Here is a 23,695-nt window from a genome sequence, read left to right on the forward strand (position 1 = left end):
TCAAGTTTTGAAAAATCTGGGTAAACTGTGCTTGGTTATAGTAAATTTCAGGAAACTTATTTAAAAATTTAATGATCACAACGTCACTTCCCCATTTTTCAACGAGGTCCATTAACTCCTCTGTTACATTCAATAACTTAACCGCGTGCTCTTTGTTTGCTTGTAAAGAATAATTTAAAATCCCATTTATCAACAGATCCATAATATCAACTTGTTCTTTTAAGGTTTTCAAATTGTGCGCCATTTCTTCTTTGCTAACTTCTTCTTCATCTATATCTGGTAAGGTTACCCATTCTGCCAAGGTATGTATATTTCTCAAGTGTCTTTTTAAATCATGAGAAACTACATAAGCAAACTCTTCCAAATCTTTATTACGCAATTCTAATTCTCTCGCTCGGGTTTCTAAATCTCTCGTCCGCTGTTCAATATTTTTCTCTAGAGATCTATTTACTGCTTCTAAGCCTTTTCTGTACCTCATAATCCCATTGATAATAATGAAAGAATAAATAAAAATGGTGGCTATAGAAATCAGTATTGCTCCTTCCGTCAGGATATCCACTTCGGAATAGACCACTCTATAGGTCATATGTAATAACTGTATGGCACTAAAAATTATGACGAGCGTTCTATTTGTCAACATTAAGATTCCTCCGAACATTACAATATAACTTCCCAAGAGGTAATCTATTGAAAAGTTATTCAGTGCGACTGTATAGGTCAAATAAAATTGGAATGTAAACAGCAAGGTAAATACAAATAACCCGTAATACTTATATATCCATTTCCTTTTAAACCTAGGCAAAAGCCCTACCGCTAAAAATACTATAGAAAACAGCTCCCTCATATAGGGAAGCTCAACAGCATTTACATTGAATTCAAAAATGAGTACTGAGTACAGGTACAATCCTGGAGAAATTAAACAGAGCACAATACTGCTGTTTCTAATTTCAAAGGACTCTAACTTCCCCAATCTTTTTAAGTATTGTTTTAACATCAGGATTCCTTATCAAAATAATTCGAACTTAAATATACAAAAACACACAGGTAATTTACTGAAAACATTCAATTTAGGACAATTCTTTAAAAAAGCCAATCTGCGAACTCTTGATATCACCAATATATAAGTATTTTTAGGCTCTAAATTTTTGACCATGAAACCACAAATACGACCGATTATGTTTGTAGGAACGGGATCGGATGTCGGAAAGAGTTTAATTGTCACTGGAATGTGCAGGTTACTTAAACTCAGAGGATATCACCCTGCCCCTTTTAAGGCTCAAAACATGTCGTTAAACAGCTTTGCTACTCCAGAGGGATTAGAGATCGGGCGTGCTCAGGCAGTTCAGGCAGAAGCTGCAGGCATCGCTTGCTCTACTGCGATGAATCCTATATTACTCAAACCGTCTAGTAAACACTCTTCGCAAGTTATTTTGCACGGAAAACCGATTGGTGACCAAAGTGCAAAAGCGTATTTTTTAGGCAACAATAAAATGGAGTTGTTCAAGGAAGCCACACAGGCATTTCAGACTCTTGCTAGTCAATACGCACCGGTGGTCATGGAAGGTGCCGGTAGTATTAGCGAATTAAACTTGAAACACCGCGACATCGTTAATATGCGTATGGCAAAAGCGGCCAATGCCGATGTTTACTTAGTTGCTGATATTGATAGAGGCGGAGTATTTGCCAGCGTATACGGAAGTATTGCTCTTCTGGACGATGATGAACGCGCATTGGTTAAAGGAATTATTATCAATAAATTTAGAGGAGATATAAGTTTGTTTGAAGCGGGCAAAAAAATCATCGAAGATCTCACTAAGATTCCCGTTCTCGGAGTAGTGCCATTTGCTCCTGATATTTATATAGAAGACGAGGATTCACTTGGACTCGAAACAAAAAATAAAACTACAGGTCAAAACACCGTAAATATTGCAGTTATCCTACTCCCCTACCTTTCTAATTTTACCGATTTCAATGCTTTAGAAATGGACGAGCGAGTTCATTTGTTTTATACACGGTCGAGTGATGATTTAGAAAAAGCGGATATCATTATCATTCCCGGAAGTAAAAACACCATGGCCGATTTACAGTTTTTGAGAACTACGGGACTTGCAAAAACGATCATGCAGGCATCCAAAAAAGGAAAACTACTCATCGGGATATGTGGTGGATATCAGATGTTAGGTAATTCTATTGAAGATCCTCACGGAATTGAAAACGAAATCAACACCTTACCTGGTTTGGGAATCATCCCCGCAAAAACAATTATGGCAAAGGAGAAGATCACGGTACAAACCAGTTTTACCTTCAATAAAATTTCTTCGGTATGCACGGGCTATGAAATTCATATGGGACACACTACATTTGAAGAGTCTTCTCCGATGAACAGTATTGACGGCAAGCCGGAGGGCTATCAAACTGCTACGGTTTGGGGTACCTATATTCATGGTTTGTTTGACAATGCAGAAATCGTAGATACTCTTTTGGCAGGTTTTACTACAGAACAAGGAGAAAAATTTGATTACGAAGCGTATAAAAATGAAAACTACGATCGTCTTGCAGAGCATTTGGCTACTCATTTAGACATTGAATTTATTATTAAAGAAATGCAACGACACTAAAAACGTAAATCTTATGGCTATTCAATACGGTCATGGTGACGATAAACACCTCTACAGTCATATTAATTTCAAGGCTAATTTCAGCTCTAATGTTTGGTTTACAGGAAGTGCTCCAGATCTTAAAGAGCATTTACGCACACAAATTAATACGATTGATCAATATCCGGCTCCAAGTGGTGAATTTCTGAAAAAACAAATCGCAGCTAAACACGAAGTTTCTGAGCAAAACATCCTAGTTAGCAATGGCGCTACTGAAGCCTTCTATCTCATTGCCCAACACTTCAGTAAGAAACGAGTGAGTATTTGTTATCCCAGTTTTTCGGAATATGAATTGGCCTCTAGAGTTCACGGCCTACAAATAGAATACTTACACAGACAGGACTGTACTACCCATCAATTTAATTCTGATATTGCTTTTATCTGTAATCCGAACAATCCGGATGGATTTGAAAATAGTAGCGAAGAAATAGCGCTGCTTTTAAAAAAACACCCCGATACTTATTTCGTTATTGATGAAGCTTATATTGAATTTACGAGTAGTGCTATTTCGGTAGTCCCATTATTAGCGGAACACAACAACCTCATCATCGTAAAATCACTGACCAAAGTCTTTGGCATTCCCGGCTTACGCCTTGGCTACCTTATGGGAGCTACTGCCATTATCGATGCTATTGCTGCACACAAAATGCCTTGGAATGTCAATGGTTTAGCGCTTAGTGCTGGACGGTATATTTTCCAAAACTATGCATCGTTATATCCTAACTTTTCCACATATTTGCAACGTTGTTACGAACTTCAAACTGCTATCTCAGAGATTCCTGGTTTTCGTAGTATCCCTTCTCGAACTTCGTATTTCTTGGTAAAGATGCAAGACTACGTATCTCAACGCCTAAAAAACTACTTGGCTGAAGAACACCAGCTGTTGATTAGAGACGCTTCTAATTTCAAAGGTTTAGACCAGCGTTATTTTAGAATTTCGGGGCAAAGTGACTCTGAAAACAACCTACTAATAAAAGCCTTAAAAGCATGGAAGCACTGATAAGCATCTCACCTTTATTACTTGGATATGTACTAGACCTTCTTCTGGGTGATCCGCGAATGTTACCACACCCTATTCGACTCTTTGGAAATGCGATTTCCCTAGGTACTCGATTATTAAACCATGGAACTCATCGATTTTTAAAAGGACTTTTGCTAACTGCTCTCCTTTGCGCTGCTACTTTTCTCTTTTTTTGGTTTCTCATGCAATGGACTGCTCAATACCTCTATGTATCACTGAGCATCGGAAGTATTTTTTTGTTCTACGCACTGGCGAATAAAAGTCTGCTTGAAGAAGGCAATGCCGTATTTACTGCTCTCGAAAAAGGCATCGAAGAGGGACGCTCAAGACTGTCATGGATTGTAGGTCGAGATACCCGATCACTAGATACTCAACAAATTACCAAAGCGGTATTTGAAACTGTTTCTGAAAATCTCAGTGACGGTGTAATTGCCCCTTTGTTTTACTATGCTATTTTGGGAATTCCCGGTGCAATGCTCTACAAAATGATTAACACCTTAGACTCCATGATTGGATACAAAAATGACCGTTATTTTTATTTTGGGAAGTTTGCTGCCAAGCTAGATGATGTTTTTAATTTTATTCCTGCCCGATTGACGGCAGCGCTCATGTTACTCGTCAGTGGAAAGTTACATAAGCTCCCTACAGTCATGAGGCAAGCAAAAAATCACACAAGCCCGAATGCGGGATATCCGGAAGCAGCATTAGCTATTATTTTGGATTGTCAGTTTGGGGGACCGAATGTTTACCATGGAAAACTGGTAAACAAACCCTATATAGGGACTAACTCACGTCAAGTACTCCCCACTGAATTCAAAGCCGTATCCAAGATCAACCAACGAAGTACTTTTTGTTTTGTAGTTCTTATCGCTATTTTACAATACCTTTATTACACACTATGAATCGAATTATCATAACAGGAGGTCCGGGTTCTGGAAAAACTAGCTTGTTGAAAGCTCTCAGAAACAAAGGTATGCAATGCTTTGATGAAATTGCTCGTGCGGTTATTGAGGAACAGCAAGCTAAGAAAGGTCAAAAAACCCCTTGGCAAGATGTTACCGGATTTACGGAGCTCGTCTATGAGAACACTTTAGCTAAATTTGATGAACCCATTTCAAATTTTGCTTTTGTAGACCGTGGATTACCAGATAACATCGCCTACTTAAAACATTATGGAGGCCTTATCAGTACCCAATGGAAAACTTTTAATTACTTCGATTTTTACTATCCGACTGTCTTTTTACTACCTGCATGGGAGGCGATCTACGAGCAAGATCCACAACGACTACAATCGTACACAGAAGCCCAGGCCCTGCATAAAGAGTTAGTAAAGACCTACAAAGACTTGGGGTTTGAAATTATTCAACTTCAAAAAACAACTGTAAGCAAACGCGTTACTGCCGTGATTCAATATACAAACCACCTTCATTAGGAATGATTCCTTCTGTTTCTCGACATCATCACATTGATTTAAAATAATATCATTTATATTCGCAGGTAACAAATTGGTTTTTTAGCACACTAAAAATTAAAAGGGAATTTGGTGCAAACCCAAAGCTGTTCCCGCAACTGTAAGCTCTCACCAATTTTTGTACGACAACCACTGTAATTCGTTATGGGAAGGTGTACAAAATAGAGCGAAGCCAGGAGACCTGCCTCTTTGTGTATATTTATTAACTCTCGGGTAAAGAGTTCGAAAATAGTTACATATTTTCTTCCCTTACCTGCTATTATCAACACAATTATGACAAATTCAATGATTTTAAGCAGGGTATGGTCTGGAATACTGTTCCAAAAGACCTACTCTTCGGCATTTCTGCTTTTTTCTTGTAACACTACAAACTATTCAAAACGCTAGGTATGGGAAAAGACTTATCAAAAGTAACCACCACCTTTCAGTTTTGTGATGGCGGATCGTGCAGGAAGGCACATAGTGAATTGAGTGTTAGAGAAGCTAGAGCCCATTTGAGAAATGCCGACTTATGGCACAGCACTCATACCATAAAAACTCGTTGTAACGGTCGTTGTGAAGATGCTCCTACGCTCATAGTTCAGCCTGGAAATTTTTGGTACAAACAACTAGACCAACAAAAAGTAATTGAAATAGTAGAGGCCCACACTACTGCGCAATCACCAGTAGAGGCCTATTTATTATTTAAAGAAGGCGGTGAAAGCGTTTTATCCGACCGAGAGCGCAAGGTTACTCCTGTGGTATTTAAACCCAAAGTTCATGAGGAATACGGGACTGTACTCGTTGCCAGAGCCTCAGCCTCTGACCAGTTTTTATATCCCGTACTAAAAACCATGTTTGAAAAGTTTCCAAACTTCGAACTGCTCCACCCTATCCAAAACACGCGAATTACCACTGAGCATCAGGTAAAATACACAGATGCTTTTGACCTTATGATTAAGGGACCTGAAGCGGAACTCGCTATAGCCATCGGTCCAATTACCAAAGCTATGGAGAAAGAGGTAGCCCCAGAAATTCTAAGTCGAAAAGTAGGTGTTTCTGAGGTATACTGGTTCGATAATCATGAGCGCTATCAAGGGGCTATACATTTAAAAAACAGAAAAGGAAAACCGATTGTGAATTTTTTAATTCCAAAAGAAAATCAAGACCTTTGGACTTATCTAATGACAATATATTTAGAAATGACTATTAACTCACCTAGAATTGCCGATGAAGTTACCACAAATTAGTATAGTTGGATCAGGTTGGCTCGGTGGTGCTTTAGCTACCGTACTAGCAGAAGACTATACTATTCATATTTCAACTACGAGCGTCTCTAAAGTGGAAACGCTAAAAGCTCAAGGATTTACTCCTTTTGTTTTTTCCTTAGGATCGACGAATACTCATGAGATTCCATCTTTTTTGGAAGGCAGTGATATTATCATTATCAACTTTCCACCGAAGCGACGTATCGATGCTATTGAAACCGTCTACCCACAGCAGGTATCGGCTTTACTCCCCTTTATAAAAGAACATCAAAAGGTTCTCTTTATCAGCTCAACCTCTGTGTATCAAAACACCAATGATTGGGTTACGGAGTCTTTACCCCTTCATCCTGAAAAAGCATCTGGCTTAGCGGTGCGAGGTGCAGAGCAAGCTCTTCAAGAGGCTTTACAAGAACGATTAACCATCCTTAGATTTTCGGGGTTGATTGGGTACGATCGTTTGCCAGGACGATTTTTGGCTAACAAAAAAGAGCTCAGAAATGGAAAATCACCCGTCAATGTCATACATCGCGATGACTGTATTGGACTCATTCAACGCATCATTGAAACAAAAAGTTGGGGTGAAATTTTCAATGGTTGTTCTGACGAGCATCCTACACGTGAGCACTTTTATACCTTAGCAGCAACGCGCCTTGGATTAACGGCTCCAGAATTTGTACAGGAACAAACACCTACAAATTTCAAACTGATTTCAAATCGTAAGAGTAAAGAAAAACTAGCATACGTATATCAATTCCCCGATCCTCTAAAACTAATTTAAGCATGGCCAAAATTTCTATTATTGGAGCAGGACCCGGTGACCCAGAATTACTGACTGTAAAAGCATCGCGATTAGTTACGGAAGCCGATGTTATTTTACATGATAATTTAGTATCGGAAGCCATACTCAGCTTAAACGGGCATGCTGAGAAAATATACGTCGGCAGAAAATTTGGAGATAGCAGCAATCAAATGGATCGTCAGCTTCGTATTAATGAATTGCTACACGAACACTATTCACAAGGAAAAAACGTCGTTCGATTAAAATCTGGTGACCCTTATATCTACGGACGAGCCGCTGAGGAAGCTCGCTATTTAAGTGAACGCTCTGTAGACTTTGAGGTAATTCCGGGAATTTCAGCAGCTTTGGCCGCAGCAAATATCTATAATATTCCAATTACGGAGCGCAACAAATCAAACGCCGTACTTATCTGTACTGCACATACTGCTGACTATTCCTTTGAGCAACTCAACGGCATTGCACATATGCTGAAAGCTGGAAATACCATCAGCATCTATATGGGACTCAAAAGTCTGCATCGCATTATTCCTAAATTGATGGAAGTTTGTAAAGACCCAAACATTCCCGTCAATGCCATATCGAATGCCTCGCGAAGCAACCAACAAATTTTAAGTGGAACTCTAGGAACTATTGAAGCACTGGTAGCTGAACGAGATTTACCCATGCCCGTCGTTTTTATTATTGGAGCGGACCCCATATTAACAACTAACAACAATTAATATTTGATGAAAGAAGGAATATTACTTTGCGGGCACGGCAGTAGACGCCCCAATGCAGTTACTTCATTTAAAAAACTCGTAAGCATATTACGAGCACGATACGAGAACAGTTATGAGGTAGATTACGGTTTCTTAGAATTTAACCATCCTACTTACGAAGCTGCTGTAGAGCGTATGTACCTTAATGGTGTTCGCAAAATTTACGCCTTACCGGTCATTCTTTTTGCGGGTTCTCACGCTAAGAATGATATCCCGTATGAACTTAACACCCTGCAGTCGTATCACGACGATTTGAGCATCCACATGGGAAAACACATTGGGGTCAGTTCCTTTTTACTCGATTTAGCAAAAAAGCGAATCGAAGAAACGGAAGCTAAGTTTGGAGCAATAGACAGAAAAGACACTTGTTTAGTAGTTGTAGGAAGAGGTACCACAGATTCCGATGCCAACAGTGACGTAGCAAAATTGACCAGCATGCTTTGGGATGGTATGGGATTTGGTTTTGCCACTACAGGATATAGCGGAACGGCATATCCGAAGGTAGACGAATGTCTTAGTATGGTTAATAAACTCGGATTTAAACGTACCATCGTCATTCCTTTCTTCTTTTTTACAGGAGTACTCTTAGAGCGTATCTACAGCAGTGTTACACAACAACAGGCTAAATCTGAAAATGAATTCATTTATACGGACCCTTTTGGCACTGACGAACTCATTTTACAGGCTTTTGATGAACGTTTGGAAGAAGCCAAAAATGGTACAGCTCATATGAACTGTCAGCTCTGCAAATACAGAAAACAAATCATTGGATTTGAACAAGATCAAGGACAAGAACAAATTGGACACCACTTAAATGTCAAAGGAATACTTTTTGAAGAAGACGAAAAGCCAGGAAAAGATGCCAACAGTATTAGTGCTAAACTCAAGAACATTTTAGGAATCTAATGCTTGTAAAAGAACAGAACAAGTCAGCAAGTAAAATCAAACAGGTGGTGGGTGCCCCTATAAGCATTCAACATCGCAAGGGAAGTACAACCTTTTTTTTACGTTACTTCCATCACAAAATTAATGGTAGCCCTAAGGTTGAATGGCATAAAAACGGCAAGGTAAATCTCCAAGTATTTGAAAAGGGCATCGCCCTGTATTACGCCAAAGAAACTACTCGGGAAACACTCTTTTTACCATACCACGATATAACAGATCTCTCTTTTACACCGGGTCTTGAAAACATCCGATTTTGTAAAATTTCCATTTTCAAACTCGCCGTAAAACTGGGGATTCCTATTCGGTATGCACGATATTTAGCTACTTTTCAGGAGTATCAAATTGCTCCATGCCGATTGAGTATCAATACTAAAGAATATCAGTTAACTATGGAAGCCAATGGTTACCAATACCATAGACACGCTGCTTTTTTCGAGGGAATTCGCGAGAAAAGCAGCTGTTAAATCATTTACTCAACTCGCCCTTCACCTTCTAAAAACAACTGTTGTAACTTTTCTACGAGTTCATCAGAAGGGTTTTCCCACATTCCTCTCTGAACGGCCTCTAGTAGTCGTTCACTCATATCTTTCAACGCCCAAGGATTGTGTTCTTCGATAAAGTTCTTCGTTTCTTCATCCAAAAGATAGGCTTCAGTAATTCCTTCATACATAAAATCATCAACTGAATTGGTGGTCGCATCATAGGCAAATAGGTAGTCTAAGGTAGCCGCCATTTCAAATACGCCTTTATAGCCATGTCGTTTTACACCAGCTATCCATTTCGGATTGACCACTCTAGAGCGATATACTTTTAACAGTTCTTCTTTCAAAGTTTTCACCTTCGGATTTTCAGGACGTGAATGATCGCCGAAATAAATTGAAGGTTGTTCTCCGCGTTCCGTTTGCACTGCATTGGCTAGTCCACCGTGGAATTGATAGTAATCATCACTGTCGAGTATATCGTGTTCTCTGTTGTCTTGATTCTGCATGACTACCTGCATGGATTGCAAACGATGTTTAAATGACTCGTGTGCTGACACTCCCTGTTTAGAAGTACCATATGCATAGCCACTCCAATTGATATACACCTTTGCGAGATCTTCAGGACTGTTCCAGTTTTTTTCATCGATTAGTCCTTGGAGGCCTGCTCCATAAGAACCGGGCTTTGAACCAAACACTCGAAACTGGGCTCTCTGTTCACTTTGCTGTCTTTCTAAGCCTTGCTCTAACCAATACTCCGTTTCTGCTAGCACGCGTTTTTTAATCGGGTTATCTTCCAGAGGTTCCTCTAACTGCGCTACCTTTTGAACCGCTGCATTGAACAAGTTGATCACATCGGGGAAAGCATCTCTAAAAAATCCAGAAATACGCAAGGTCACATCAATCCTTGGCCTCCCTAAGGTAACTAGAGGAATGATTTCAAAATCCGTTACTCTTCTGTTTAAATTTTTCCAAATTGGTCGTACCCCTAAAAGTGCCATGGCTTGCGCTATGTCATCACCACCGGTTCGCATCGTAGCGGTTCCCCAAACAGAAATCCCAATGGTTTCAGGGTACTCTCCGTGTTCTTGCAAGTAACGATCAATAATTAATTGAGCACTGCGCTCTCCTAAACGATAGGCCGTTTCTGTAGGTATGGTTCGAACATCTACTGAATAAAAGTTTCGTCCTGTAGGTAATAAATCGACTCGTCCACGAGTAGGGGCTCCCGAAGGTCCGGAAGGAACGTATTTCCCGTCTAGTCCTGCCAACAAAAACTCGATTTCATCGCTGGTATGTTCCACTGCAGGCAAGGTTACCGCTTCGAGGTAGCTAAGAACTTTGTTAAAATTGGGTAATTGCGTGTCCCGAACTTTTTTAACTTGATACGACTGAAGTAATTTTTTTCCATACTCTTCTAAAAATGCTACCCATTGCCCTACCGTCCTATAATTTTGATCTCCGTATTGATAATTTAATGGCGTATCATAATCGGTTTGATAAATTGGCAGTTCAACACCTAAGTCTTTACTAAGTGCCTGTGTAATTCCCTGTGCACTTTGACTAGAGGGACGGTGCAGTGCCATGAGCAAATCTGTCAACTGTTCTCCTGTAGGAGCTTGACCAAAAATATGCAATCCATCGCGGATTTGAGCTTCTTTTAACTCACACAAATATCCATCTAATTTTACCAAGAGTTCATCCACATCATCACTGGTGATATTCAAATCGACATTTAACTGCGACTGCTTTACCAATTTGGCGATTTCTTGTTCTAACACTTTTGAACGTTTGGTATCGAGTGAAGAAGCTTCGTAATATTCATCTACCAAATGCTCTAATTTCACCAAACTACCATACGTTTCTGCCCGTGTCATCGGTGGAATCAAATGATCAATAATCACCGCTTGGTTTCTTCTTTTTGCCTGCGTCCCCTCTCCTGGATCATTGATTATAAAAGGATAAAAATGGGGTAAGGTTCCAAATATGGCCGACGGAAAACAAGTTTCGTCGTTAAGAGACACACTTTTTCCCGGTAACCATTCAAGGTTTCCATGTTTCCCTAAATGAATGACTGCCGATGCGTCAAAATTATCGCGTAACCAAAAATAATAGGATAAATACTGATAGGTAGGCGGTAAATCGGGAGAGTGATAAATTGATTGCGGATCTTGATTGTAGCCTCTTGAAGGCTGGATACTCAAGAAAACATTGCCCAGTAACATTCCAGGCACCACAAAACCACTTTCCGTAAAGTACGGATCTTCTTCCATGTTCCCCCACTGCTCTCTTACCTTAGCTTTTAACCCTGCTGATAACTTATCAAACCTCGACTTAAAATCGCTCAGCGAATACAGGATACTGTGAGGACGGGTTTCGGTAGTGTTTGGGTCATTCGTCGTTAATTGGGTCAACCAGTGAATCACCTCCGTCCCAGAAGACGGCAACTGCTTTCCTACCTCATACCCAGCCTCCTTTAGCGCTGCAAGTACTTGTACACAACTTTCAGGCGTATCTAACCCAACTCCGTTCGCTAAACGACTATCTTTATTTGGATAATTGGGTAGAATTAACGCTATTTTCTTCTCATTATTCGACAGATTTCGCAAAATACTCCATTGCTTCGCCATTGCAGTCATAAAATTACAGGCTGGCAAGTAGGCTTCGTACTTCACTAGCGCACTGTCAGTTAACGGATCTTTCTCTTGTTCTTTTTTAAAGGAAATCGCTTTCCCTATTATTCGACCATCTATTTCTGGTAAAGCAATATTCATCGCAATGTCTGTAGGTGGTAGTCCAAACAATCCTTCTTTCCACACTTCTTTGTTAGTGGTGGAGAAAATTGTTTGCAATACAGGAACCTTTAAATTCTCAAAAATAAAGCTATCGTGATCTGTTGATTTTACTGTGAATCCAGAAGTATTTAAAATTACTTGTAGGCTCCCTACTTCAAAACGCAATTCAGCCTCGAGTTCTTCTAGAATTTCCCGATCTCTAAAACTTTGGGCAAAAGCTACAACAGGCGTTAGTCCTTCCTTAGCCAAACTATCCGTCAAAGCTTTGATTGGTTCCAGGTTATTAGACAAATAATGAGCTCTATACGCTATAACAACTGCCACTTTCGTGTCTGCATCCCATGTCGATTCCAATTCCGATTTGCTTACAATTCCATCCTGGACAGTATACAAAAACAAGGGAGCAACCACTGTTACCTCTGGCAGTTGCATTTCTATAGAAAAGTACTGTTGGCACACGTATTTTAAAAGCGTGCTCGTATTGGCCTCTCCTCCTTGTTGTAGGTAATTTCTGCATTGATGTACCTCTTCCAAAGGTACCGATGACTGCTGCATCAATTCATAATCTGGTTCATGAGCTGGAATGAACAGCAACTTACACCCCGTTTGCTCTTGCATTTCTTTCAGCGCCTCAACGAGATAACGATAATAACTCATTCCACCGAGTAAACTACATACAATTACCTCTGCATGGGTCAATACTTCTTCTATATAAGTATCAATAGTTAATTCTTGCTTGAGATACACCAAATTGGTCATTCTCAAGCTAGGTAATTGAGTTCCTAGCTCTCCGTACAACTTTCTATACGCCTCGTTCATGGCGTGGATATCAGTATCTGAAGCACTTAAAAAAACCACATTTCCTGGTTTCTGATCGATATAAAATACTCCGTCATCGTCTGGATTCCAACCTCCAGGAATGGTTGCTATTAAATGCATATTATTTTAGTTCTTAATTGAATGTAACCAACCAAAGGTTCCTTCTCCCCAATAGAGGTGCATATAACTGGCCAGCACATTTTTATAGGTATAATATTTCGTTGTGACTTTTTTATTTCTAGCCGTGTATATTTCCCCCACGGTCTCGGTATGTTCATCGTTGTAAATAGAAGAATAATGGAACTCATGTCCCCAGAGTTCATCGTTTTCAAATACGACCCTACGGTATCCTAAATGCAGCTTTTTACCTTCCATACTGGTCCCAAAACCGAATACTCCAACCATAGGATGCCTAGTCCCCTCTTCGGTAACGATCTCCTTTCCTAAGTACATCATTCCACCACATTCCGCCAAGATGGCGACTCCTTTATCCGCTCTGGATTTTACCTGACTTAACATCTTGGTATTTTTTGACAGTTCCGCCACATACAATTCAGGGTATCCCCCAGCAAAATACAGGAGGTCCGCTTCTGGGAGCTCCGTATCGCGCAAAGGACTAAAATAAGTTATGTCACCAATTTGTTCGAGGTATGCGAGGTTTTGTCGATAGGTAAAATTGAAAGCTTCATCTTTCGCCACGGCAATTTTTAATTTCTTGCTATTTTTTGAAACAATAGTAGCTTTCGGAACTGTAACCTTGTATTGAGTTGCCGCCAAAAGCGCATCCATGTCCAAGTGCTCTCCTACATGCTTAGCGGCACTGTCCAGAAGCTCCTCGTAATCTTCGTGAACATGCAAACCTAGATGTCGTGAGGGAATTGCTATTTTCTCCTCGGGGGGTAAGTAACCAAAACAAGGAACACCGACATCTTCACAGGCTTCTTTTAAGAATGAAAAATGAGACGCTGTCTTTACAAAATTGAATATCACGCCCGCGATTTTCACCTCTGGATCAAAGTTTTTTAATCCGAATAACAAAGGTGCTGCGCTGTAGGCCATCGCTTTGGCATTCAATACCAGCACTACTGGCAATTTTAATTTCTTCGCAATCTCTGCCGAGCTCCCTTTGTCTTTAACAGCTCCATCAAACAACCCCATTACTCCTTCGACAATACTGATGGTTGCTTCTTGGCTAAAGTTGCTAAATACCGTTTTCATATGGGAATCCGACATCATTACCGTGTCTAAATTGATGCTTTGGTTTTTTGCCGCATTGGAATGATGCAACGTATCGATATAATCAGGACCGCATTTAAAAGGTTGAATTTTCACACCTCGCTTGCTAAAGTATCGCAAGAGTCCTAAGGTAACTGTTGTTTTACCTGAATTACTCGCTGGAGCAGCAATTAAAAAAGCATTTTTCATGAGGATACTTTCAAATGTGTTAAAGGTAGATACGTGACCCGCAGGGTTTCTGCTAATTTTTTAGCCAATCCTAGTTTTACAAACCCCGTTTCAGTATCGACCACGGTAGTATTTTTTAATTGCCCTAAGAACTTTTTATAGCTCGATATGGCCGCTTGAAAAGGTTGTTTTCCTCCAGTATTAGCACGACCATCGGTCAAAACAAACAACTGCACTGTTTTTAGATTTACAGTTTTAATCAGTTGAGCAACCGTAACAAAAGCTGCTTTCAAATTGGTTTTTCCTCCCGCCTTTAACGCTTTGCTCTTCTCTGACAACAATGTCAAATTAGTGGTAAATGGCTGAGAGATTACCGCGGTCGTTTCTCGTAAAGAAACGATTGCATATTTTATTTTTCGCCTGGGATTCGCTGCTAGGGTTTTTAACAACAAGCCTTTCAGGTATCCCAATTGCTTATCCACTGCCATGGAGGCACTGGTATCAACCATAAAAACTACGTGTAAATCCGATTCTTCACGTTTAAATTTATACGAGAGATAGTCTGCTTCTCGGGCACAGTATTTTTTTACCGTTTGGAAAACATCAATCTTTCGTTCTTCTGTAGGTTGTTGCGCATGGGTAAATAATTTTTTATCTATCGAAGCACTCATTTCGCTTTTCAACGTGCTCTTAGGCTTGGTTTTTAAAGCCGCTTTCACATTCTCAGGCAACTGAAATTTCGTCGCTGTTCCTGAAGTATTTTGAGAACTAGGATCTGAAGTATCCGACTTCGATGTGTCTGGATTTGAATTGGACTGCGGTGACTCGTCTGAATTTTTAGAACGGTGATGGAGTACGAATGGTGCTACTTTATCAAGGGTCTCTTTTGTCAGTTCAGTAGCTCCAATAAATGCAGCATAAGCTCTGGCTGCCTTCAAAATTAAAATATCGGCTCTCATCCCTTCTACCTTGTGCTGCAAACAAAGTTCAGCACTGTAGAGTAATAGTTCGTCAGGAATATCGTAAGCTTCTATCCTTGTTCGAGCTTCTATTAGCTTGCCTTTCAACAAGGCTTCTTCTTGAGCAAAACGCTGAATGAAAGCCTTGGGGTTACTATCAAATTGCAATCTCCTTTTTACAATTTCTTTCCTTAAAGTTACCTCTTCCGGCGTACGAATTTCAACGGACAACCCAAACCGATCAAGGAGTTGCGGGCGTAAACTTCCTTCTTCAGGATTCATTGTTCCTACCAGACAGAACCTGCTAGACATCCATTCTGAAAGTCCTTCTCGTTCCAAGTGATATCCTCCCGAAGCACTGGCATCTAATAGCACATCCATCAAATAGTCATTCAGCAGATTGACCTCATCAATGTACAGAAAACCACCATCTGCCTTGTTTAACAATCCACGGTGAATTGATGTTTGGGATTCTTTTAGTAAGGTTTCTAATTGGATACTTCCCAATACACGATCTTCCGTGGCACCGATTGGAAGATTAACAAAAGGCGCTTCTTCCCCCAATAATTGACTCAAAGCTCTTACGGTAGTTGTTTTTCCGGTTCCTTTGTCACCTGTGGCAAGTATACCTCCTAGTAAGGGATCAATGGCATTTAAGAGTAGGCACAATTTAAAATCTTCTTGTCCAACAATAGCCGTGAACGGATATGTAAATTGTTCTTTCATATTAATGGGCTAAAGTTTTGTACAACCACAATACTCCTATGAGTATAGAACTTATTCCAATCATCGCATTTAACCATTTGAAAATAGCGATATTTCTCTCGATAAATCGGCTCATGGTAAAGATGAGTACATAACTGTACACCGCCATAGCCACAATTACACCTACTGATTCGATTACTAGAATCCAAATAGCTTCCGAAATAGTGCTCGCACTTAATATCAATGCAGAAGTCAAGGCTCCTCCCGTTCCTGCTAGTCCGTGTAACATTCCGATCCAAAATGATCGATTGATTGGATTCATCGCGATTTCTTCACCAGATTTACCGTGTAGGTGAATCAAGTTACCAGGGTCGTGCTCGTGTTCTTCAATTTTTTTATGGTCCGTCATAAGCGCTTTTAGCTTATGATTTCGTTTAATTGCCACGAGTCCGAGCCATATCATAATCGGACCGACCATAATTTCAGCAAAATACGAGATGTTTTCTATGAACGATAAAAGTACGCTGCGGAATAAAAGGGCGATTCCTCCAAAGAGCAACAAGGTCACTGAGTGACCAAAAGCCCATTGGGAAGCAGTGAATACTGTTTTTAGTGTTACCTTCTTCTTTTGGATGGCATTATCCGCGGCTAATACTGATACTGCAGAAATATGATCTGGTTCAAAGGAGTGCAGAATTCCAGCAATTAAGGGTCTTGTTAGGTTTAAAAAGTTCATCGTTTTTTATATAGTATTGTTTGATTGTTATTGTTAATTAGATAAAGTTCGAGCTCTGTATCAGGAGCTAGCATCACACAGTTTTGAAAACACTTTTCCAAGAGCTTTTGATAGAAAGGTTCTTCCGGTTCAAATGTAAATAATTCCCGCAATCTACCCGCCATATTTAGGTCTAATACTTTGGTCGCTAGCTCAGTTGAATACCCCGCTTCCACCGCGAGTTGATAAATGAATTCCTTATCCCAACTAGCTTTCGCACTGTGCGTATCGAGCATCCCTTTGGCCAACTTTGCCGCTTTACCCAACATGATCCCCATGAGTACTTTACGCACTTGGGGTTTTTTATTTATTTTTTCGAACGTAGCTCCAATCCAATTGCCGTAATGTATACATGCCGTTTCATGGATGGTTGGAAACAGTTGTTTGAGTGCCTTTTCACTTCGTCCTCCAGAATTGATCATTAATTGGTCTTGTCCATTTGCTATGGCCACGTCAATCCCTTGATGAATACTCGCAATATATGAGGCTGCCGAAAATGGGGTTACGATTCCAGTAGTTCCAAGTATAGAAATTCCACCGATTATTCCCAGTCGACTATTTAACGTCCGTTTTGCTAGTTTTTCGCCATCTTTGACCGAAATCTTAACGGTTACTCCACGTTTTTCGTACTGAAAATCGGCTTGTATTTTTTGACAAACACCTCGAATCATTTTTCTTGGTACAGGGTTGATAGCAGGCTCTCCGACTGCTATTTCCAAGCCAGGTAAGGTTACCAATCCAACACCTTCACCACGTTCAAAAATGATATCCCCTTGACCATTCCAAGATACTTCAGCGCTAATTGCAGCCTTGTTCGTAACATCTGGGTCATCACCAGCATCTTTAATTACCGTGACTTTTACCGAAGTTGCCAAGCGCTCCACCTTGTGTAAAGTAAAGGAAGCCACCTGCCCTTTGGGCAATACTATGCTTACCTCTGTAAGGTTTTTACCAGTGGCCAGCATCCACAAGGCAGCTTTGGTCGCTGCTGTTGCACAAGCTCCGGTTGTGTATCCAGATCGCAAGGGTCTGTTTGGTATGTCTTGTAATTCGCTCATTTAGTATTCACGCTCGAGTACTTTATCCAACGTAGCTATATCAGTAATTCGGTGTAAGTTTTCGGGTAGTGATGGTTTTTTCAGAATATACATCGGGGTTTCTGTCGCAATTGCAGCCTGGATTTTCTGGTCCAAACCGGCATTGATTCCACTCTCTTTGATCAGAATTACGGCCGGGTTAATTTTCCGATATAGTGCAACCTCAGACCTAAAACTCTCAAACCTTCCTAAAATCAGCCGTTCTTTTTGAAAACCAACCTTTACCGCACCATTTAAAGAAGCTGTTCTATTTAATATTCTGAACCAACAAGGAGTGTGTAACCAAAAAGGTTTCAATCTTTCAATGGATTGCACTCCTGTTAATGCAAGCACACTCGTATATTGTTTTTCGTTAAACAATGCTAATGCTTCTTCATAAGAATCAACATACCGTATCAACGGATGCGCTACCCTACTCGAAAACTGTCGTTCAAATCTGATTTTCGGAATTCCTAGCGGTAATTTTGCAAGCATCGTGTGCAAGGTCATCGCAAAGGGATGTGCCGCATCAATAATGGTGGTTATCTGCTGTTTCTTACAGAAATCTACCAATTCGATAGCACTAAAAGCACCAGAGCGATAGTTGCCCCTCCCTTGAAAGTCGATCGCTGTTTTCGTACTGTACCAATAGTCCCAACCTCTTTCTTCAAGGTAAGCAGCTACTTGTTTACCTTCTGTCGTTCCTCCGAAAACCAGTATCACTTATTCCGATTTTACTACTTTTTGTTTTTTTCTAAATATATGGTGCCATTGATCGTCGTATAACCACGATCTGTTTTTTCGCGCACCAATAGCCTCTCCTACGACGATTAATACCGTTCTCGTTAACTTATTTTCTTTAATTATCGTTGTTAGCTCTGTTAAATTCCCTGTCCACACCTGTTCATCTTTCCAACTAACTCTGTACAAAACGGCCAAGGGAGTTTCAGGAGGATAGTGTTCTAACAATTCTGCCTGTACTTTTTTCGCTATTCCTGCACTCAAGAAAATACACATCGTCGCACGCAATTTTGCCATATCAACAATCTTCTCATGCTTTGGTGTCGGTGTGTTTCCTTCTCCTCTGGTGAGTACTATTGTTTGTGCTACTTCAGGAATGGTAAATTCGGATTTTAAATACGCCGCTGCCGCTTGGAATGAGGAAATCCCAGGTACTATGAAATAGTCATAGCCTTTAGCATCAAAAAGCGTCATCTGTTCCTGGATGGCTCCATAGATAGATGGATCTCCTGAATGCAAACGAACAATTTTCAACCCTTTTGAATAATAGCTATCCATGATTTCCATTTGTTCTTCCAAGGTCATCGAAGCAGAGTTTCGTACCAAGGCTCCTGGCTTTGCCATGTGGGTGAGTTCTTCGGGCACTAAACTACCGGCATACAATATGCAATCTGCCGCTTCGAGTAGCTTTTGTCCTTTCAGCGTAAGTAGTTCTGGATCTCCCGATCCTGCTCCAACAATGGCTATCGCAGGTTTGCGCATAAAAGCTTCCCCTATGGTCAATGCATAGGTAAATTTTTTACCAGAGGCTGTCAATACCTTTGTTTTTTCGACTAGCCAATCTTCTTGTCCTCCCATTAAGGCAGCTGATGCTTCTGATACGCCCGGAACACCAACTTTTGCCAATACTGTTTCCGATGGGTTGGCAACTACTACTGTTTTGAGTTCATCTCCTGTATACGTAATAAATGGCAAGTCTCTTTTTTCTGCCCATTCTAAATACGCTTGTTCTTCTGCCTTAATCGCTGCACTTCCAATGGCAAAAATACTCGCTTCTGCTAGCCCTTCTTGCTTGAGTGCTTTGCTGAGTTCCAACTCTAATAACTCGGGTTCTAAATCTTTTGCACAGCCGCTACCTAAGGCCAAACACGGCGGGTAATAAGACCATACGGGAATGTCCGTAGTAATCAACTCATACCCCACGTAGAGCAACAATTCATACTCCGCTGTATTTACAGCATCTACCGTATAGAATAGGTCGACAAATTCAGGTATTGATTGCTCCAAAAACGTCGTTCCCTTATCGGTTACCTTTAGTACTAAGGCTGTTTTTTTACGATTTACAAAAGTTGAAATCGCTTGATTTTTAGCTACCGAGCAATGCTCTTTCCATCCAAATTTCGACGCCAGCACATCCAGACTCCACACTCCTTGTAAATCACTCGAAGTTGAAATTACAGGTTGCGCTTGCAGTATACGACTCAATTGTAAGGTCAACTCATTCGCCCCACCAATATGACCACTCAATACCGATTGCACAAACTGCGATTGATCATCAATATTAATCACGGCAGGATCTACTTGTTTATTCTCAAGATACGGTGCAATGCTTCGAACACAAATTCCTAATGCACCGATAAAAATCCATGCATCGAATTTATGAAATTGCTGTGCTAACAGTTCATCCAGACTGTCTATGCGTTTACTATTCTTTGTTTCTTCAATGGCTCTCGTCGAAAACACTTTGCTTCGATACAGCTCTGACTGTAAGGTAAAAGCCAATTCACTTCCTTTGTCTGTAAAGTTTACAATGGCTATTTTACTATTTTTTTCTACCATGTCACATTATTTTTCTGCACTGAGAATACGTATAGTATTGTGAGCATCTACAGTGAGTTCGGTACTTCCTTTTTGAGTTAACCCCAGGAAATTACACGATTTTATAAATTGTTTTTTACTTTCTTCTTTTACTGCATTGATCACGAAGGTAGTTCCGCTGGGAACCAAACGTTCTAATGCAGTCATCAATTCGTTCAATCTTCCGCCGTGTCCTCCGATAAAAATGGTATCTGGAACAGGGAGTTCTGCTATATTGGCTAAAAAGAAATCTCCCATTATCATTTCGATGTCAGGCACGCCAAACTTCTTCATATTCTCCTTCATAATTTCTTCGCACTCCATACGCTTTTCAAAAGCTATCACTTTTAGGTGTGGATTCTTTAATTTTGCCTCTATACTTACCGATCCTGTACAGAATCCGATATCCCATAAAACTGTTTTGTTGCATACGTCTAAAAAGTGCAGGCTAGTTAAGCGTACAGGCATTTTGCTAATCATGTTCGGTCGACCAGGAAGGCCTTTAAATTCGGAATCTCGAATACCGAAAAACTGCTTTCTTTTAGTCAACTGCCTCAATAGCATACAATTCAGAGTACTCGCCTTGTAGTTACAGAGATCCGCTAGCGAAAATTCCGTTATTTTTTCCTGTTCACTTTCCAAGTCCTCACCTAGGATTGCTCGGTAATTATCATAGCCATAGGCTAGCATTCGTTTGGCCAACATTGCTGGCGTATTTTTTTGATCAGTCAGTACTCCAAAGAGTTCTTTTTGTTGTAGTAAAGCTACATCAAGTTCTTTCCACGGTCTTCCATGAACGCTTACGACCTCCAAATTATTACAAGTCGTATTGGTTTTATGAGCCAGGACCTGAACAGCGCTGAAATGAGGGAATACCTCCATGACTGCATTGGGATATTTTTTTAGCAGGGTACTTGCCATTCCGTAGAACAGCGGATTTCCTGAGGCAAATACTACTATAGGCTCCTCACAATGTTCGTAGGCCCGATACAGTGACTCCATAGGAGCTTGCACGGTAATCCAACGGTGTTTTTCAGGTAAGAATTGGCGGACCAAGCCCAGGTGGCGTTTTCCTCCACTAAAGATCGTATTGGCAGCAATGATACTTTTTATCCTATTGGAAAAAGTCGGTATATTATTGGGAATTCCAACGACTATAAACTTCATGAATACTGGTTGTAAATCACTACCTCTTCAAGTTCTTTTTTGGTATCCCATTTTTTGATTTCCAGTTCGGGCTTCGAATAAAATAGATCGGTATACCCCAAACACAGATACCCAATTAACTCATGATTTTCAGGAGCTTTAAGTACCTTTTTAACCTTGTTAGGATCGAGGATACTCACCCAACCTAAACCGACATTTAAAGAACGTGCCATCAGCCACATATTCTGAATTGCACAAACTACACTAAACCTTCCCATATCGGGCATACTCGTTTGTCCGAGTACTGGTTCGTTTTTAGGGGTATAGAAAACGGCAATATTCAATGGAGCTTCCTCAATACCTTCGAGTTTCAACTGCTGATACGCTTGTTGCTTTTGATCCTTGAACTCCGCAGCTCCTTTTTGGTTTTCTTCCTCAAAGGAAGCCTTAATTGCAGTTTTGACGTGAACATCTTGTATAACAACAAATTCCCAAGGTTGAGAAAATCCCACAGAAGGGGCTGATAATCCTGCTCGTATGATTCGATCAATTGTTTCTTTCTCCAAAGGTTTTGGTAAAAAGCGGTTGCCTCGCACATCGCGTCTACTCGTCAAAATTTCTTCGAGTAGGGCTTGCTCTTGCTCAGAAAACAATCGGTCATTTTTAAACTCTTTCATAATTCTCTACCGCTTCAAATTCGTTAATAGTAAAGGCTGCATTTACCAATGCTGCAGCAAAATTGCTTCCTCCACGCTTCTCTTTAATCAAAGCAAAAGGAGTATTTTTTAGCATTTTCAATCGCTCTTTTGATTCAATTACATTGATAAAACCAACGGGAGCACCTATAATTCCGACGGGATTGATGGTTCCTTCGTAAGTTTGGTCTACAATTTCAATCAGTGCTGTAGGTGCATTTCCGATTACAAACAATGCTCCCGGATATTGTTCGGCTGCTCGTTTAATTCCGGCTTGCGAACGCGTTAAATTTTCTTCTTTCGCCAAGGCTGTCGTTTCCTCATCATTAAGCAGACAGATCACCTGATTTTTATATTTTCCGGAATATGCCTTTGTGATTCCCGATTGTACCATAGTGACATCCGTAACTATCACGCCTCCATTTTTTAAATATTCGTGCCAAATATCAAAAGCGTCTTTTGAAGCCTCCAAGTACTTGATATACTCAAAGTCACCAGAGGTATGGATACAGCGGATAGCTGCCCAAAGTGTACTTGGCTGTAAATTGTGTGCTGGCAACTGTGATAGTATCTCCTCAAAGCTCGCTTTTTGAATTTCAGCGCCTGTATGTGGTTTTCTATTCAAATAGCCACGTGGCGTAAACAAATGATTGCGGTATCTTTGGGTTTGACTATTTCCAATGAGTACTACACTAAACATATCCACATCCTCTACATTTAATTCTCCCAAGGTTGTGAGTTTGATCGCTTCTTCCGATCGTCCTAGTTGCTTACAAATGGCCACAGGTGTATCGGCAGCACGGTATTGCAGGTAAATTGACTTTAAGGTTTGCAATTGCCAATAGCGCTTTTTACTTTTAGGATTGTATAAGCCCGTTACAAAATCGCCCATGGCTGCTGCGTGAATTCGCTTTTCAATCACCGTCCAAGGCGTCATCAAATCGGATAGGGAAATACAACAGAAATCATGTCCTAATATGGCCCCCAATTTGCTTCCAGCGGTAATAAATGCAGAAATTCCAGGAACCGTTTCCAAGGGAATATCCAATTCCTGTTCTGCCACTTTTTGATAAACAATAGAAGCCATCGCATAGATGCTAGCATCACCAGAACCAATGACCACTACTCGTTCACCGCGAAGTGCATACTCTATAGCAATATCTGCTCTTTTTTCTTCCTCGCTTAACTCTTTTCCGATAGTCAGGGCATCCGGACTTATCAAATGCTCGATAAACTGAAAATAATAATGGTACCCTATGATTACCGTTGCTTCCTCAATAGCTTTGGTTGCCATCGGGATTATATACTCCTTATGTCCAGGACCTAGTCCTACTACTTTTATCATG

20 protein-coding genes and 1 riboswitch (1 of these 21 only partly in view) are annotated in these 23,695 nt (G+C 40.4%); of the genes, 9 read left to right on the forward strand and 11 right to left on the reverse strand.

Translation table 11 applies throughout. The annotated features are described in order from the left end of the window. Nucleotides 1-994, reverse strand: partial view of a sensor histidine kinase gene (locus ACKTS5_RS14695; protein WP_408044647.1) — the 5' portion only. It extends 296 nt beyond the left edge of the window; 994 of the gene's 1,290 nt are visible here — the first part of the coding sequence; the start codon lies at nucleotides 992-994; its stop codon lies beyond the left edge, outside the window. A gap of 157 nt (nucleotides 995-1,151) precedes the next feature. On the opposite strand from ACKTS5_RS14695, the gene ACKTS5_RS14700 reads away from it, so the two are divergent. From ACKTS5_RS14700 to ACKTS5_RS14740, 9 genes are all read left to right on the forward strand, one after another. Next, nucleotides 1,152-2,618 carry a cobyric acid synthase gene (locus ACKTS5_RS14700; RefSeq protein ID WP_408044648.1) on the forward strand — a complete coding sequence of 489 codons (1,467 nt, stop codon included), beginning with the start codon at nucleotides 1,152-1,154 and terminating at the stop codon, nucleotides 2,616-2,618. Nucleotides 2,619-2,631: 13 nt separating this feature from the next. Further along, on the forward strand, nucleotides 2,632-3,657 hold the full coding sequence (locus ACKTS5_RS14705) for a pyridoxal phosphate-dependent aminotransferase (protein ID WP_408044649.1): 1,026 nt from the start codon (nucleotides 2,632-2,634) through the stop codon (nucleotides 3,655-3,657). After that, nucleotides 3,645-4,580, forward strand: coding sequence for an adenosylcobinamide-phosphate synthase CbiB (gene cbiB / locus ACKTS5_RS14710; RefSeq protein WP_408044650.1), 936 nt, complete (start codon nucleotides 3,645-3,647; stop codon nucleotides 4,578-4,580). The genes ACKTS5_RS14705 and cbiB overlap by 13 nt, the downstream gene beginning before the upstream one ends. Beyond that, nucleotides 4,577-5,110, forward strand: coding sequence for an AAA family ATPase (locus tag ACKTS5_RS14715; protein ID WP_408044651.1), 534 nt, complete (start codon nucleotides 4,577-4,579; stop codon nucleotides 5,108-5,110). The genes cbiB and ACKTS5_RS14715 overlap by 4 nt, the downstream gene beginning before the upstream one ends. Nucleotides 5,111-5,167: 57 nt before the next feature. Beyond that, nucleotides 5,168-5,352: riboswitch (cobalamin riboswitch) on the forward strand. Between the two features lie 186 nt (nucleotides 5,353-5,538). After that, a complete protein-coding gene (locus ACKTS5_RS14720) occupies nucleotides 5,539-6,378 on the forward strand; it encodes a (2Fe-2S) ferredoxin domain-containing protein (RefSeq protein WP_408044652.1) in 840 nt (279 codons plus the stop codon). Beyond that, nucleotides 6,359-7,174 carry a Rossmann-fold NAD(P)-binding domain-containing protein gene (locus ACKTS5_RS14725; protein ID WP_408044653.1) on the forward strand — a complete coding sequence of 272 codons (816 nt, stop codon included), beginning with the start codon at nucleotides 6,359-6,361 and terminating at the stop codon, nucleotides 7,172-7,174. The genes ACKTS5_RS14720 and ACKTS5_RS14725 overlap by 20 nt, the downstream gene beginning before the upstream one ends. A gap of 2 nt (nucleotides 7,175-7,176) precedes the next feature. Next, nucleotides 7,177-7,914, forward strand: a complete 738-nt coding sequence (cobA, locus tag ACKTS5_RS14730) for a uroporphyrinogen-III C-methyltransferase (protein ID WP_408044654.1) — start codon at nucleotides 7,177-7,179, stop codon at nucleotides 7,912-7,914. A gap of 6 nt (nucleotides 7,915-7,920) precedes the next feature. After that, the gene (locus tag ACKTS5_RS14735) at nucleotides 7,921-8,859 is read left to right on the forward strand and encodes a sirohydrochlorin chelatase (RefSeq protein WP_408044655.1); all 939 of its coding nucleotides are present in this window, start codon (nucleotides 7,921-7,923) and stop codon (nucleotides 8,857-8,859) included. Beyond that, on the forward strand, nucleotides 8,859-9,362 hold the full coding sequence (locus ACKTS5_RS14740; protein WP_408044656.1) for a hypothetical protein: 504 nt from the start codon (nucleotides 8,859-8,861) through the stop codon (nucleotides 9,360-9,362). Before ACKTS5_RS14735 ends, ACKTS5_RS14740 begins: the two co-directional genes overlap by 1 nt. A gap of 5 nt (nucleotides 9,363-9,367) precedes the next feature. Here ACKTS5_RS14740 and cobN read toward each other — a convergent pair whose 3' ends face one another. Genes cobN through cobJ form a run of 10 tightly spaced genes read right to left on the reverse strand, consistent with a single transcriptional unit; the run spans nucleotide 9,368 to nucleotide 23,694 of the window. After that, nucleotides 9,368-13,111 carry a cobaltochelatase subunit CobN gene (gene cobN, locus ACKTS5_RS14745; RefSeq protein WP_408044657.1) on the reverse strand — a complete coding sequence of 1,248 codons (3,744 nt, stop codon included), beginning with the start codon at nucleotides 13,109-13,111 and terminating at the stop codon, nucleotides 9,368-9,370. A 6-nt stretch (nucleotides 13,112-13,117) separates the two neighbouring features. Continuing rightward, nucleotides 13,118-14,416 (reverse strand): cobyrinate a,c-diamide synthase, encoded by a 1,299-nt coding sequence (locus ACKTS5_RS14750; RefSeq protein WP_408044658.1) that lies wholly within the window; start codon nucleotides 14,414-14,416, stop codon nucleotides 13,118-13,120. Next, nucleotides 14,413-16,080 (reverse strand): VWA domain-containing protein, encoded by a 1,668-nt coding sequence (locus tag ACKTS5_RS14755; RefSeq protein WP_408044659.1) that lies wholly within the window; start codon nucleotides 16,078-16,080, stop codon nucleotides 14,413-14,415. Before ACKTS5_RS14755 ends, ACKTS5_RS14750 begins: the two co-directional genes overlap by 4 nt. Nucleotide 16,081: 1 nt before the next feature. After that, nucleotides 16,082-16,795 (reverse strand): hypothetical protein, encoded by a 714-nt coding sequence (locus ACKTS5_RS14760; RefSeq protein WP_408044660.1) that lies wholly within the window; start codon nucleotides 16,793-16,795, stop codon nucleotides 16,082-16,084. Then, nucleotides 16,792-17,892, reverse strand: a complete 1,101-nt coding sequence (locus ACKTS5_RS14765) for a cobalt-precorrin-5B (C(1))-methyltransferase (protein WP_408044661.1) — start codon at nucleotides 17,890-17,892, stop codon at nucleotides 16,792-16,794. The genes ACKTS5_RS14760 and ACKTS5_RS14765 overlap by 4 nt, the downstream gene beginning before the upstream one ends. Next, nucleotides 17,893-18,633 (reverse strand): precorrin-6A/cobalt-precorrin-6A reductase, encoded by a 741-nt coding sequence (locus tag ACKTS5_RS14770; RefSeq protein ID WP_408044662.1) that lies wholly within the window; start codon nucleotides 18,631-18,633, stop codon nucleotides 17,893-17,895. Continuing rightward, on the reverse strand, nucleotides 18,634-20,490 hold the full coding sequence (gene cobM / locus ACKTS5_RS14775; protein WP_408044663.1) for a precorrin-4 C(11)-methyltransferase: 1,857 nt from the start codon (nucleotides 20,488-20,490) through the stop codon (nucleotides 18,634-18,636). It lies immediately after the preceding gene. A 6-nt stretch (nucleotides 20,491-20,496) separates the two neighbouring features. Next, nucleotides 20,497-21,675 (reverse strand): precorrin-6y C5,15-methyltransferase (decarboxylating) subunit CbiE, encoded by a 1,179-nt coding sequence (gene cbiE / locus ACKTS5_RS14780; protein WP_408044664.1) that lies wholly within the window; start codon nucleotides 21,673-21,675, stop codon nucleotides 20,497-20,499. Continuing rightward, on the reverse strand, nucleotides 21,672-22,331 hold the full coding sequence (gene bluB, locus ACKTS5_RS14785) for a 5,6-dimethylbenzimidazole synthase (RefSeq protein WP_408044665.1): 660 nt from the start codon (nucleotides 22,329-22,331) through the stop codon (nucleotides 21,672-21,674). The genes cbiE and bluB overlap by 4 nt, the downstream gene beginning before the upstream one ends. After that, nucleotides 22,318-23,694, reverse strand: a complete 1,377-nt coding sequence (gene cobJ, locus ACKTS5_RS14790) for a precorrin-3B C(17)-methyltransferase (protein WP_408044666.1) — start codon at nucleotides 23,692-23,694, stop codon at nucleotides 22,318-22,320. The genes bluB and cobJ overlap by 14 nt, the downstream gene beginning before the upstream one ends. Between the last annotated feature and the right edge of the window lies 1 nt (nucleotide 23,695).

The organism is Tenacibaculum litopenaei, assembly GCF_964514025.1.
GTDB lineage: Bacteria > Bacteroidota > Bacteroidia > Flavobacteriales > Flavobacteriaceae > Polaribacter > Polaribacter litopenaei.